This window comes from Neorhizobium tomejilense, from assembly GCF_964254135.1.
Classification (GTDB): domain Bacteria; phylum Pseudomonadota; class Alphaproteobacteria; order Rhizobiales; family Rhizobiaceae; genus Neorhizobium; species Neorhizobium tomejilense.
Window position 1 is genome coordinate 2,762,631 of the sequence record NZ_CAXUSO020000001.1, and the last position, 12,951, is coordinate 2,775,581.

General features: G+C 62.4%; 12 protein-coding genes, 1 other RNA gene and 1 pseudogene. 4 read left to right on the forward strand and 10 right to left on the reverse strand.

Annotation, left to right across the window (positions count from 1 at the left end; genetic code table 11):
* The 9 genes from ACSQ3G_RS14125 to ACSQ3G_RS14165 form a co-directional block, all read right to left on the reverse strand.
* Complete coding sequence (locus ACSQ3G_RS14125; protein ID WP_436110481.1) at nucleotides 1–603, reverse strand: 5-formyltetrahydrofolate cyclo-ligase; 603 nt, start codon at nucleotides 601–603, stop codon at nucleotides 1–3.
* Nucleotides 600–1,883 carry a hemolysin family protein gene (locus ACSQ3G_RS14130; protein ID WP_436110482.1) on the reverse strand — a complete coding sequence of 428 codons (1,284 nt, stop codon included), beginning with the start codon at nucleotides 1,881–1,883 and terminating at the stop codon, nucleotides 600–602. The genes ACSQ3G_RS14125 and ACSQ3G_RS14130 overlap by 4 nt, the downstream gene beginning before the upstream one ends.
* 264 nt (nucleotides 1,884–2,147) lie before the next feature.
* Entirely contained in the window at nucleotides 2,148–3,176 is a 1,029-nt protein-coding gene (locus ACSQ3G_RS14135) for a sensor histidine kinase (RefSeq protein ID WP_436110483.1), read from the reverse strand.
* A 9-nt stretch (nucleotides 3,177–3,185) separates the two neighbouring features.
* Complete coding sequence (locus tag ACSQ3G_RS14140; protein WP_105434681.1) at nucleotides 3,186–3,629, reverse strand: response regulator; 444 nt, start codon at nucleotides 3,627–3,629, stop codon at nucleotides 3,186–3,188.
* The gene (locus tag ACSQ3G_RS14145) at nucleotides 3,626–5,125 is read right to left on the reverse strand and encodes a sensor histidine kinase (RefSeq protein WP_436110484.1); all 1,500 of its coding nucleotides are present in this window, start codon (nucleotides 5,123–5,125) and stop codon (nucleotides 3,626–3,628) included. The genes ACSQ3G_RS14140 and ACSQ3G_RS14145 overlap by 4 nt, the downstream gene beginning before the upstream one ends.
* 127 nt (nucleotides 5,126–5,252) lie before the next feature.
* Nucleotides 5,253–7,061: a diguanylate cyclase gene (locus ACSQ3G_RS14150; RefSeq protein WP_436110485.1), complete on the reverse strand. Its 1,809-nt coding sequence runs from the start codon at nucleotides 7,059–7,061 to the stop codon at nucleotides 5,253–5,255.
* A 169-nt stretch (nucleotides 7,062–7,230) separates the two neighbouring features.
* A non-coding RNA gene (ssrS, locus tag ACSQ3G_RS14155) (6S RNA) lies at nucleotides 7,231–7,389 on the reverse strand.
* A gap of 65 nt (nucleotides 7,390–7,454) precedes the next feature.
* Nucleotides 7,455–7,832: a cell division protein ZapA gene (locus ACSQ3G_RS14160; protein ID WP_436110486.1), complete on the reverse strand. Its 378-nt coding sequence runs from the start codon at nucleotides 7,830–7,832 to the stop codon at nucleotides 7,455–7,457.
* 22 nt (nucleotides 7,833–7,854) lie between these two features.
* Nucleotides 7,855–8,127 carry a DUF4164 domain-containing protein gene (locus ACSQ3G_RS14165; RefSeq protein WP_038589375.1) on the reverse strand — a complete coding sequence of 91 codons (273 nt, stop codon included), beginning with the start codon at nucleotides 8,125–8,127 and terminating at the stop codon, nucleotides 7,855–7,857.
* Nucleotides 8,128–8,480: 353 nt separating this feature from the next.
* Here ACSQ3G_RS14165 and tkt point away from each other — a divergent pair, with 353 nt between their 5' ends.
* Together tkt and gap are read left to right on the forward strand one after the other, a co-directional pair.
* Nucleotides 8,481–10,463, forward strand: coding sequence for a transketolase (gene tkt / locus ACSQ3G_RS14170; RefSeq protein WP_436110487.1), 1,983 nt, complete (start codon nucleotides 8,481–8,483; stop codon nucleotides 10,461–10,463).
* Between the two features lie 43 nt (nucleotides 10,464–10,506).
* Nucleotides 10,507–11,517, forward strand: coding sequence for a type I glyceraldehyde-3-phosphate dehydrogenase (gene gap / locus ACSQ3G_RS14175; RefSeq protein WP_436110488.1), 1,011 nt, complete (start codon nucleotides 10,507–10,509; stop codon nucleotides 11,515–11,517).
* Nucleotides 11,518–11,622: 105 nt separating this feature from the next.
* Here gap and ACSQ3G_RS14180 read toward each other — a convergent pair whose 3' ends face one another.
* Nucleotides 11,623–12,240, reverse strand: a complete 618-nt coding sequence (locus ACSQ3G_RS14180; RefSeq protein WP_436110489.1) for an FMN-dependent NADH-azoreductase — start codon at nucleotides 12,238–12,240, stop codon at nucleotides 11,623–11,625.
* 86 nt (nucleotides 12,241–12,326) lie between these two features.
* Between ACSQ3G_RS14180 and ACSQ3G_RS14185 the strand changes: the two genes are divergently transcribed.
* Nucleotides 12,327–12,707 (forward strand): winged helix-turn-helix transcriptional regulator, encoded by a 381-nt coding sequence (locus ACSQ3G_RS14185; protein WP_436110490.1) that lies wholly within the window; start codon nucleotides 12,327–12,329, stop codon nucleotides 12,705–12,707.
* A gap of 22 nt (nucleotides 12,708–12,729) precedes the next feature.
* Nucleotides 12,730–12,837: pseudogene (locus tag ACSQ3G_RS14190) on the forward strand (erythrose-4-phosphate dehydrogenase); the annotation flags it as partial.
* Between the last annotated feature and the right edge of the window lie 114 nt (nucleotides 12,838–12,951).

Below are 12,951 nucleotides of genomic sequence, written 5' to 3' on the forward strand. Positions count from 1 at the left end.
TTATCCAATCTGTGCGCGGCCCATGTCTTGGAAGGGCCGGTACCCGCTCTCCGTCAGGACAGCGTCTAGTCTGATATCATGAGGTTCAACGGGAACTGATGCCACTTCCTGGCAGTCGAAGGCAATCCCGATCAGCGTCGGGTTCAGGCCTTTTTGCTGCAGGCGGTGGATCGCCCGGTCATAATAACCGCCGCCATAGCCGATCCGGTGCCCTCCGGCATCGAAGGCCGAGAGCGGCACCAGCATCACCTGCGGCTCGAGTTCCGCTGCATCCGGCCCCGGGCCGAACGTGCCGAACACGCCCGGCACCAATTCGGCGCCGCGCACCAGTTCGCGGAAGACGATCGTCTTCTTGTCGAGAATGACCGGCACGCAGAGCCGCGCGCTGCGGTCCCTGAGATGCGCCATCAGCGGCCGCACGTCGACTTCCGAGCGGATCGGCAGGAAGCCCGAAACGATCGCGCCGGCGTCGAGGCTGATTGCCTCGGCCCCATGCGACGCGATGGCCAGGCTCTTCTCGATGCGCTCGACCGGCGGAATGGCGTCCCGCGCGGCAAGCCGCCCGGCACGAAGCTCCGCCTTGGTCTTCAGGACGTCCGTCATACCCTGTCCGACCGCCTGACCAGCAGCTTGTCGATGCGGCGGCCATCGAGGTCGATCACCTCGAAGATCCAGCCGTTCTTGGTGAAACTCTCGCCGAGTTCCGGCAGGCGCTTCATCTCGTCGAGCACGAAGCCCGCGACCGTCTCGTAGCCGGGATCGTCGCCGAGCGAAAAACCCATCTGGTCGGAGAACTCGTCGACCGGCATCCAGCCGGCGATCAGGAAAGAACCGTCGTCGCGCGAAACGATCGCAGGTTCTTCGTCCTCTTCCTCCTGGAAGACGCCGGTGATCGCCTCGAGGATGTCGCCTGAGGTGATGATGCCTTCGAAATGGCCGTATTCGTCATAGACGAGCACCATATGGGCCGGCGCCTTGCGCAGCGCCTGGATGACGTCGAGCGCGCCGGTGAGGTCGGAGACGACGGGCGCCTCGCGCATGACGCCGCGGATATCCAGCATCTTGCCGCCGGCGATGAAATCATAGGCGTCCTTGACGAACAGCGTGCCGAGGATCTCGTCCGAACTGCCGTTGCGGATCGGCAGGCGGGAGCGCTGCGTGGCGCGCAGCTGCTCGCGGATTTCATCCGAATTGTCTTCGATGTCGATGACCTCGACATCCCGGCGCGGCGTCATCAGGCCGCGGGCGGTGCGGTCGGCAAGCCGCATGACGCCGGAGATCATCGCGGATTCTTCCGTCTCGATCACGCCGGCGCTCTGGGCTTCGGCAAGCACGGTACGGATTTCCTCGTCGGTGACGCGATCGCCCTGCTCGCCCCGCTGGCCGAGCACGGTCAGAACCAGCCGGCCGGAGACATCGAGGAACCAGACGATCGGGGCGCCGACGGTCGCAAGCATCTTCATGGCGGGCGCGACACGGGCGGCAACCGCTTCCGGCGCCCGCAGCGCGATCTGCTTCGGCACCAGTTCGCCGACGATCAGCGACAGATAGGTGATGAAAACGACGACGGTGCCGACGCCCAGCCAGTCGGCCAGGTTGTCGGCCATGCCCTGCGCTTCCAGCCAGGTGGTCAGCCGGGCGCCGAGCGTGGCGCCTGAGAACGCGCCGGAGAGCACGCCGACCAGCGTGATGCCGATCTGGACGGAGGAAAGGAAGCGGCCGGGATCTTCCGCGAGCCGTATGGCTGTCGCTGCGCCGCGGTTACCCTGCTCCGCCATGATCCGGAGCCGCACCGGGCGGGAGGAGACGACGGCAAGTTCCGACATCGCGAGGACACCGTTCAAAACGGTGAGGGCGATGACGATGAGTATTTCGGTTAACAAGAGAATCTCTTTGATTGGAACAATATGCCTGCACGCGAAACGAATGTGCCGCTCCGAAGAACGGCCCGCATCCATACGATGGCGCCAGAGGCGCCTCGTCGCGACGTCTCACGCACAGTTCGGAAAACCGGGACCGGTTCTCGGAGCTATGCACCTCACGCGCATCCCGGAAATCATAGGGTCGCCATGCGGGCATTGCAATGGTTGGAACAAAATGAAGGGCCACAACCGTGGCAGAAACGCGGCAGTCGTTCCGGGCAGGACCTACTGAAGGCTGACCGTCAGTTCGGCGCGGGTGCCGGAAGAGGAAGGAACGTAGTGGATCGTCGAGCCGAGCGTCGCGGCCATGGATTTGACGATGCGGCTGCCGAGACCGGTGCCCTTGGGCGTATCGCCCTCGCGCCAGCCGATCCCGTCGTCCTCGACGGCGAGAAGCGCGCTGCCCTCGTCCTGGCGTTTGAGGAGCACCCGCACTTCACCCTCGGTGCCGGCCGGATAGGCGTATTTCAGCGCGTTGGTGAGCAGCTCCGTGACGATCATGCCGACCGAGACGGCGCGGTCTGAGGTCAGCGACAACGGTTCGGCATCGAGGCGGATCGACGGCCCCTGGTCGTCGTTGACGGAGCCCTGCACCTCGCGCACCAGCGTGCCGAGATATTTGTCCATCTCCACATGCCGGACGTCGTCGGACGTGTAGAGGCTGCGATGCATGCCGGCGATCGCGCTGATGCGCGCCTGCGTCTCCGAAAGGGCTGCCTTGACGTCGTCGCTCTTGCTGCTGGAAACCTGCAGGCGGATGAGTGCCGCAACCAGCGCCAGGCTGTTGGCGACGCGGTGGTTCACCTCGGCGAGCAGAACCTCGGCGCGTTCCTTGCCGAGGCGGATCTCCTGCTCGGCCTTTTCCTGGGCACGCCGCAGTTCGGCATTGGCGATCCCTTGCGCGATCGCGCTCTCCATCAGCGGCCAGAATTCCTCGCCCACTGTCTTGATGACATAGTCGGAGGCGCCGTTCTTCAGCGCGTCGATGGCGATCGTCGCGTCGCTGGAACCGGTGACGTAGATCACGGGGATGGCCGAGCCCTGGTCTTTCAGCTTGTGAAGGATGTCGAGCCCGGTTTCGGTCCTCAGATAGTGGTCGAGGACGATCGCGTCGATACCGCCTTTTTCGACCGCCTCCATTGCCGATACCGCGTTGACGGCATGGACGACCTGGTAGCCGGCCCGCCCGAAGTGCCGTTCCGCCAATCTGGCAAGCGCGAGATCGTCATCGACATAGAGTATGGTTTGCGGCATCGCGTCTCGTTATTGTCCGGGTATCTGCATCACGGCAAAGAACAGCCCGAGCTGTCGGATGGCATGCGCAAAATTGTCGTAGTCCACCGGCTTGGTGATGTAGACGTTGGCGCCGAGATCGTAGCAGCGCTGGATCTCCCGCTCATCGTCCGTGGTCGTGAGGATGACCACCGGCAGACGCTTGGAGTGTGGGTTGGACTTCACCTTCTCGAGGATGTCAACACCCGACATGTCCGGCAGGTTGAGGTCGAGGAGGATCAGCAGATGGCGATCCTGATTGGAGTTTCCGGAACGGTCCGCGCCGAGGATAAAGTCGAGAGCCGCATTGCCGTTGGTAAAAGGAACGATCTCATTGTTGACGCCGGCGCGACGAACGTTCTTCTCGATCAGGCGCGCATGGCCTTCATCGTCCTCGATCATCACGATGGTGACTTCTTTACCGGCAGCCTTCATGACCCGCTACTCCTGACATAATGGGACAAATCCGTCGGCAACCGGATGACGAACGTCGTCCCGCCGCCCAAAGTGGACGTCACCGTAATCTCACCGCCTAAATTTCTGACTAATGAACGCACATGCGCCAGACCTATACCCTCTCCCTGCTGGTCCTGAACGCCCGAGCGGCGGAAAAGCTCGAAAACCCTCTCGTGATCCTCCGGAGCGATGCCCCGGCCATTGTCTGCAACCTCTATTCTCATCGCGGCCCGCCCGATCGGCATTGCCTTGACGGAAAGGTTCAGCGGACGATCCGGATGTTTGTATTTCACCGCGTTGTCGAAGAGATTGCCGAAAACCTGTTCCATCGAAAATCGGTCGGTAATAAGGCTCCGCGCCTGGGCGACCGAAATATTCACCTCGCCGCCCGCTTCGCTGACCTGATGGTAGATGCTGGCGGCGGTCGCTTCGACAAGCTCCCCGAGATCGATCCTCTCCGGCTTCAGTTCGCGCCGTCCGTCGCGGGAAATCTTCAGGATCGCGTTGATCAGCCCGTCCATCTTCCTGGTGGAGGAGCGGATGAAGGCGATGGCCTCCGGCAGGTCCTGCTCGACGGCGATGCGGGCGTCGTTCACGTCGGCTTCAGACAGCGGCGTCCCGTCGGCCAGCACATAGGTGCTGATCGACTTGAGGCTCGCATCGAGTTCGCTGGTGAAACCCATGATGTTGACCAGCGGCGCGCGCAGGTCGTGCGAGACGATATAGGCATAACGCTGGATTTCGCGATTGGCTTGGATCAGATCCTCGGAGCGCTCGTTGACGCGCTCCTCGAGACCGGCATTGAGCTCCTCGACCTCCGAGCGCGCCCGCTGAAGCTCATGGACATGCTGGCCAACGATCACGATCGCGCCGCCGATGACGAGGATGATCATCAGGCCGCCGCCGATGGTGATCCATTGCAACGCCGAAGCCGAATCATTGAGGTCGTCGACGCCGATCCCGATCCGCCCGTCCATGTCGCCGATCAGCTTGCCGAGGATCGTCGTGATGCCTTCCATCAGCTGCCGCCCATAGGCGCCCCGGATGACTTCGATCGCCCCGACGGCATTTCCCTTCTGCACCATCGCCACCGTCGACTGCATCTCGGCGAGCTTGTCGTCGATCAGCGGGTCGAGCTGGGCAAATGGAACGCGCACGGCGTCCAGATCGTCGGCAGCCTTCTTCAGTCGCTCGCGCAACCGCGGAATGACCGCGCTCGCCGTCGTATAGGGCATCAGGAATTCGGAATCCTGCGTCAGCACGAAACCACGCTGCCCGGATTCGGCAGCCCGCAGGAAAAGCTGCATGTCCGCCGCAGCGCCTCGAAGCTCGCGCAGTTTCACCACGTCCTGGAAATAGACCTGCGTCGTCGTGGCCAAAAAGAACGATGACAACACGATCGCCACAAGGACGCCGCCCCCGACCAGAAGCATGAGCAGCGACGATCGGGCGAAGGTGGAATTCAAAAAGGGCATGGATACAGGCCGGCAAATGAACGGGACGGCAAGAACTTGGGAGTCCTTCGCGCGTTGTCAAGCAAAGGCCGGAGAATGGTCGATCCGGAGCCGGCGTCGATCACGGCGGTTTTGTTCGCCGATCCGTTCAAGCCGAATTGCGGCTGGCCTGATCCGCGAGCTTCACCGCGCCCGCAAGCACGGTCTGGTTCCGCCCGCCGGCCTTGGCTTCGAGGAGTGCCGCGTCCGCCCGCGTGACGAGCGTCGATACCGGCCCCCCGACCGGCGAGCCGGCGACGCCGATCGAAACGGAGACGAGGCCGAGGATGCGCCCGCCATGCGAAAGCGGCGTGGTCGCGATCTTCTGCCGCAGGCGTTCGGCAAGTGCGAAGGCGGCGGTCTCCGTCGCATCCGGCAGGAGTATCGTGAATTCCTCGCCGCCGAAACGATGGCAGGTCCCTGCCTCCCCGACGGCGTCGAGCATCATCTGCGCCACGTACTGCATGACGATGTCGCCCGAATCGTGCCCGAACTCGTCGTTGAAGCGCTTGAACCGGTCGATATCCAACATCAGGCAGGCAAGCGGCCGGTCCGGAAGGTCGCGCCCATGGCGGGCCAGCGTCTCGTCGAGGCGGCGACGGTTGAGCAGGCCGGTCAGCGCGTCTCGCACCGCAAGGTTCGTCAGCCTATCGCGGAGCTGCAGGTTGGCTACCGCAAGGCCGATATTCTCGGCGATCAGTTCGAGATAGAGACGGGAGCTTTCCGCCGCCATGTCATGATCCGGTCGCTCTTCGAAATAAAGAAGGCCGATCGTATCCCCCTGCGCCGTCAGAGGGATGCAGAGCCCGGCGACGTCGCTTTCTCCGAGATGCTGGCAGGGAATGTCGCCGTGGCCGTGATTGCTCAGGTGCGGCCGCCCGCGGCGCAATCCCCAGCAGGCGCCGGTCGGGAAGGACGTGGCCGAAAGCTGCGGGTCGAGCCAGGAGCCGATCTCGGTGAGCATCGTTCGGCTGTCGTTCAGTACATAGAGCTGGCCCGCGAGGTTCGGGAATATCTGCGGCGCAAAGCGCGAGACGACGTCCGCCAGCTCGCCCTGCGTCTGGCAGGCCTGCAGACGGTGCATCATCTGCAGGATGAAGTCCTTGGTCAGCTGGTCTGCGCGTCGTTCGGCATCGAGACGGTCCCGCTCCAGCCCGTTTTCGCGGAAGATGTGGATTGCCTGGTTCATCTCGCCGATCTCGTCCCGCCGGCGGTCGAGCGGCACTTCGACGGCATAGTCCTGGCGGGCAAGCCGGGTGACGATGCCGGTCATGCGGGTGAGCGGCATGGCGACGCGGCGCTTGAGCACGAAATAGAGGACGCCGAGGAAAAGTGCTGCGGTGACGGCAAGCATCGTCTTTGCCGCAAGACCCCACCAGTCGCTGCGAGACTGCGCAAGCGCGACCGCAGTCTCGGTGCGCGCCTTTACCAATTCCCGGAACCGAGTGACGGTTTCGAGCAGCCCGGTCTGCAGGCGGTCATGCTCCGGGCCGAACAACGCCTCCTGCGCCCCGGCCCGGTCGCCGTTCTGGTAAGCGATGATGGCGGCGTTCTCGAGCTGGTCGAGAGCCTCTGCGTCCTGCCCCACCTCGACCAGCGCGGCAAGCTCGGCATCGGAGGCGCCGAGCGCCTTGATGTCCTTGATCGCCTCTTCGAGCCTCTGCTCTTCGGCCTCCTTGTCGTGGAAGGCCTTCAGATGCCGGTCCTGACCGCGCATCACATAAAGCCGCGCTTCATCGGTACGCTCTTCCGCGCCGAGCGCCAGCTGTTCGGAAAGCTCATCGAGGGAAAGGTGCTCCTCGACGGCGATCCGCTCCTGATTGGCGCTCCCGGCAGACAGGATGAAGGCAGTGCCCGACAACACGGTCAGGACGACCGTGACGCCATAGGCCCAGTTGGTGATCTCGTTGATACGCATGCCGGGACGATAAAGCCGTCGTTTGAAAAGAGGATTAAGGGCCTCGTCCAAACCGCGATCAGATCGGGCCAAGTCCGCGGCATGGTAAATAAATTAGAATTTTCTTAAATATAATCCGCCAGCACGAAGGCGGCTGATCGGGTAACGCCTGAAATCGGAGGAAGAATAAGCGCGATCCACGGCAACCGATGGATGTTTACGATCCTGGGTGCCTACAAACGTAGGTGGGCGCCGTGTGTCCAAGCCCACGGGCCTGGCCAGGGACAGCTCCCTTTGGATCGAGTATGGCCCCAGGGATTGTGGTTCCTGTCGTGAGGCGCAGACCGCGTTGCCAATATATGTTCGATTGTCGGTCCGCACCAGTGGCGGAAAACCTTTATTATCGACCTTGGATCAGTTCACCTGCGCCGGCATCCGGCCGTTGAGCTTGGCGGTCAAGCCATCTAACCGCGAGGCAAGCTCGCCGAGCGCCGAGACCACCAGCTGCTCGTTGCGTTGCTGGGTTTCGAGCGCGCCGTCGCGGTTGGACTTGAGCGATGTGACCTCCGCCTCGAGCAGGCCGAGCTTGCGCGTCATCTCCGAAAGCTCGTCCATGATCATGATGCCGGCCATGACGGTGATGCGCAGATCGCCGATCTCGCCGAACTGGCCCTTGAGGTGGCCGACGTAACGGTCGAACCGGTCGGCGAGTTCGGTCAGGTGGTCTTCCTGACCTTCCTCGCAGGCCATGCGATAGGCCTTGCCGTCGATCATTACCGTTACCTGGGCCATGGCGTTCCCTCTTGATCCTGTATCAGCGGTCGAGCACGGCGCGGATGGTTTCCATCGCCGTCACCAGGCGCCGGGAGACCTCACGGTTGACTTCTTCCAGTCGATTGGCGCGGAATTGCGACTGGTCGAGTTCCTGCGCCAGCCGTGCCCGGTCCGCATGCACGCGGCGAACCTCGCCTTCTACGTCCTGGGTTTCACGCTGGCGCTCGATACGCGCATCGACGGCGCTCTCCAGACCGCCGATCGCCGCCCTGAGTTCCGAAATCACCATGTCGATCGTCTTTTCCGACGGCATGCGAAGCTTCCTGTCGATACGCGAAATGCGCCGAATCGATGCGATCGGCCTCTCCAACAAGGGCGGAAGACTATTCACCGCCCGCAAGCCGGTCAATCAATCCAGGCCCTTCAAACGTGTCCTAACTGTGGATCGTCACCTATGTTTTTGCCTCTCGCCACATGCTGCCCACATGCTGCACGCAATTCGGGCAGCTGCAGGAAAGTTCGTCATCACCCGCTCGTAAAGGCGGCGCTTTTGTTGACTTGCGCGTTGCACCTGCTAAGGATCACCCGCTCTTAGGTGGTCCCTGGGCCGCCCTTCAAGTGGTCCCGCGCGGACCGTGACCGACACCCGTAAAAAGCGGATTAGCCATGACCTCTCTCGACAAACATAACCGGATGGCGAACGCGATCCGATTTCTTGCCATGGATGCTGTAGAGAAGGCCAATTCCGGCCATCCCGGCCTGCCGATGGGCGCTGCCGATATCGCGACCGTCCTCTTTACCCGCTTTTTGAAATTCGATCCGAAGAACCCGCTCTGGCCGGACCGCGACCGTTTCGTGCTGTCCGCCGGCCACGGTTCCATGCTCCTTTATTCGCTCCTGTTCCTCACCGGTTACGAGGACATGACGATGGAGGACCTCAAGCAGTTCCGCCAGCTCGGCTCCAAGACCGCCGGCCATCCGGAATACGGCCATGCGTCGGGCATCGAGACGACCACCGGCCCGCTCGGCCAGGGCATTGCCAATGCCGTCGGCATGGCGATCGCCGAGCGCAAGCTGGAAGAGGAATTCGGTTCCGACCTGCAGAACCATTTCACCTACGCGCTGTGCGGCGACGGCTGCCTGATGGAAGGCATCAGCCAGGAAGCGATCGCGCTTGCCGGCCACCTGAAGCTCAACAAGCTCGTACTCTTCTGGGACAACAACTCGATCACCATCGACGGCGCCGTCTCGCTGTCGGACTCGACCGACCAGGTGATGCGCTTCAAGTCCGCCCACTGGAACACGATCGAGATCGACGGCCATGACGTCGACCAGATTTCGGCGGCGATCGAAGCCGCCCAGAAGTCCGACCGCCCGACCTTCATCGCAGCCAAGACCATCATCGGCTTCGGCGCCCCGAACAAGCAGGGCACCCACAAGGTCCACGGTTCGCCGCTCGGCGCCGAGGAAATCGCGGCAGCCCGCAAGGCGCTGAACTGGGAGGCGGAAGCCTTCAGCGTTCCGGCCGACGTTCTCGATGCATGGCGCCTCGCAGGCCTGCGCTCCACCAAGACCCGCAAGGACTGGGAGGATCGTCTGGCTTCGACCGAAACCGGCAAGAAGGCCGAATTCGTGCGCCGCTTCGCCGGCGACCTGCCGGGCAATTTCGACAGCGCCATCGACGCCTTCAAGAAAAAGATCGCCGAGAACAACCCGACCGTCGCGACCCGCAAGGCGTCCGAGGACGCGCTCGAAGTCATCAACGGCATCGTCATCGAAACGCTCGGCGGCTCGGCCGACCTGACGCCGTCGAACAACACCAAGACCAGCCAGATGAAGTCGATCACCCCGACCGACTTCTCCGGCCGCTATATGCACTGGGGCATCCGCGAACATGCGATGGCCGCGGCCATGAACGGCATCTCGCTGCATGGCGGCCTGATCCCCTATTCCGGCGGCTTCCTGATCTTCTCGGATTACTGCCGTCCGTCCGTCCGCCTCGCAGCCCTGATGGGCATCCGCGTCGTGCACGTCTGGACGCATGATTCGATCGGTGTCGGCGAAGACGGCCCGACCCACCAGCCGGTCGAGCAGGTCGCAGCGCTGCGCGCCATCCCGAACCTCTTGATCTTCCGCCCGGCCGACGAGACCGAGACGGCCGAATGCTGGCAGCTGGCGCTCAAGGAAAAGCACCGCCCGTCCGGCCTGGCGCTCACCCGCCAGAACCTGGCACCGGCCCGCAAGACCTACGAAGAGAAGAACCTCTGCGCCCAGGGCGCCTACGAACTCGTTTCCGCGGCCGACGCCAAGGTGACGATCTTCGCCTCGGGTTCGGAAGTCGAACTGGCGCTGAAGGCGCAAGGCGTCCTCGACGGCAAGGGCATTGCGACGCGCGTCGTTTCCGTCCCCTGCGTCGAACTCTTCTTCGACCAGCCGGAATCCTACCAGACCGCGGTGATCGGCAACTCGCCGGTCAAGATCGCCGTCGAAGCCGGCGTGCGCGAGGGCTGGGATCACTTCATCGGTCCGAAGGGCACCTTCATCGGCATGAAGTCCTTCGGTGCCTCCGGCCCTGCCAAGGATCTCTTCAAGCACTTCGGCATCACCGCGGAAGCGGTTGTTGCCGCAGCCGAAAAAGAGCTCGCCTGAACCAACTGAACTACCAGGACAAACTAAAAGCGGAGTATGTGAAATGACTGTCAAGGTTGCCATCAACGGTTTCGGCCGCATCGGCCGCAACGTGCTGCGAGCAATCGTCGAATCCGGCCGCACCGATATCGAGGTCGTTGCCATCAACGACCTCGGCCCGGTCGAGACCAACGCCCACCTGCTGCGTTACGACTCGATCCACGGTAAGTTCCCGGCAAGCGTCGAAGTCAGCGGCGACACGATCATCGTCGGCGGCGGCAAGCCGATCAAGGTGACCGCGATCAAGGACCCGGCGACCCTGCCGCACCGCGAACTCGGCGTCGATATCGCGCTCGAATGCACGGGCATCTTCACCGCCCGCGACAAGGCCGCCCTGCACCTGACCGCCGGCGCCAAGCGCGTCATCGTCTCGGCCCCGGCCGACGGCGCTGACCTCACCGTCGTCTTCGGCGTCAACCACGATCAGCTGACCCGGGAACACCTGGTCATCTCCAACGCGTCCTGCACCACCAACTGCCTGGTTCCGGTCGTCAAGGTCCTCGACGACGCGATCGGCATCGATCATGGCTTCATGACCACGATCCATTCCTACACGGGCGACCAGCCGACGCTCGACACGATGCACAAGGACCTCTACCGCGCCCGTGCAGCCGCGCTGTCGATGATCCCGACCTCCACCGGCGCCGCAAAGGCTGTCGGCCTGGTGCTTCCGCACCTGAAGGGCAAGCTCGACGGCACCTCGATCCGCGTTCCGACCCCGAACGTCTCGGTCGTCGACTTCAAGTTCGTCGCCAAGAGGACGACCTCGGTTGCCGAAGTCAACGAAGCGATCAAGGCCGCTTCCAACGGCGCGCTGAAGGGCATCCTCGGTTATACCGAGGAACCGCTCGTCAGCCGTGACTTCAACCACGACAGCCATTCGTCGATCTTCGCGATCGACCAGACCAAGGTGCTCGAAGGCAACTTCGTCCGCATCCTCACCTGGTACGACAACGAATGGGGCTTCTCGAACCGCATGGCCGACACGTCGGTCGCGTTTTCAAAGCTCATCTGAAGCCTGACACAGCTGTCTTCGGGCAGCATCGGCAAGATATGGACCTCCTCCCGCAAGGGAGGAGGTTTTTGTTTGTTTGCGGTATGTCGGTGATGGGTTTGCCGGTCAGGCGGCACGCTCCAATGCAGCCCGGATCTGTGCTTCGGTGGAGGCGATCGCAGCCTTGGCTGCGTCCGGGCTGAGGAGTGTCCCTTCCACGCGAACCACTTCGATATCCGTCAGTCCGATAAAACCGAGAAGATGCACGAGATAAGTGGTCTGGAAGTCTAACGGGGCGTTCCTGCCTTCCGAAAAGACGCCGCCGGTTGCGGTCACGAGATAGACTTTCTTGGCGGGCAACAATCCCATCACGCCGGTTGCGTCGTAGCGAAAGGTGACGCCAGGCCAAGTGATGTAGTCAAACCAAGCCTTGAGCTGCGTCGGCGGGCCGAAGTTGATCATGCCCGAGCCAATGACAATCACGTCGGCAGCCTGAACCTCATCGACGAGGCTTTGAGCGAGATTGACGGCTTCGATCTGTTCGGGCGTACGTGTCTCGGGCTGTGCAACGCGGCCGTCGATATAGGCTGTTGCGATATGCGGCAGAGGTGCCGCTCCAAGATCACGTTCGACAATTGTGCCGGCAGAACGGGCGCTGAGGCTTTCAGCGATGTCACGGGCAAATCGGGTGGAAAGGCTCTGAGGACCGCGTGGGCTGGAGGTAACGAGGAGGATGTTGGTCATTGGTGGCTCCTGGGAGAATGAGTAGTATAAAATTGTGACCAACCCTATTAAGATAACTATTTGACCGTTCGCAAGAAGGCACATTCATGACACTCGGTGACATAGAGTTTCCTACCCCAAGCGAAGAAGCCGACTGCCTTCCCGTTCGGGAAATCCTCGATCGCATCGCCGATAAGTGGAGTCTTTACATCTTCGTGGCCCTGAACGATGGGCCGGTCCGCTTCAATGCATTGCGCCGGCAGATCGACGGGATCTCGCAGCGGATGCTCACCATTACGCTTCGTCAATTGGAACGCGACGGTTTGATCAGTCGCACCCACTTTCCGACGATCCCTCCGCGCGTGGATTACGAGCTGACTGCAGTCGGCAAGTCGCTTCGCGCCCCAGTCATGGCCTTAATGACCTGGGCAGAATCAAATCGGGATGCGATCGAGCAGGCGCGCCGGCAACATGACCAAACGAGATGATCGCTGCGGCGATATATGCATTCGGGTGCTCGAAGGCAATTTCGTCCGCATCCTCACCTGGTACGACAACGAATGGGGCTTCTCCAACCGCATGGCCGACACGGCCGTGGCGTTTTCGAAGCTGATCTGAAGCCTGACACAGCTGATTTGTGGGTGTCGGTGGCGGCGATGCTGGCTTCGATGAGAGCACGTCGCCAGCGGACGCCGCTCTTTACGCACAGCAGTTCTGACATGAGGGGCTATC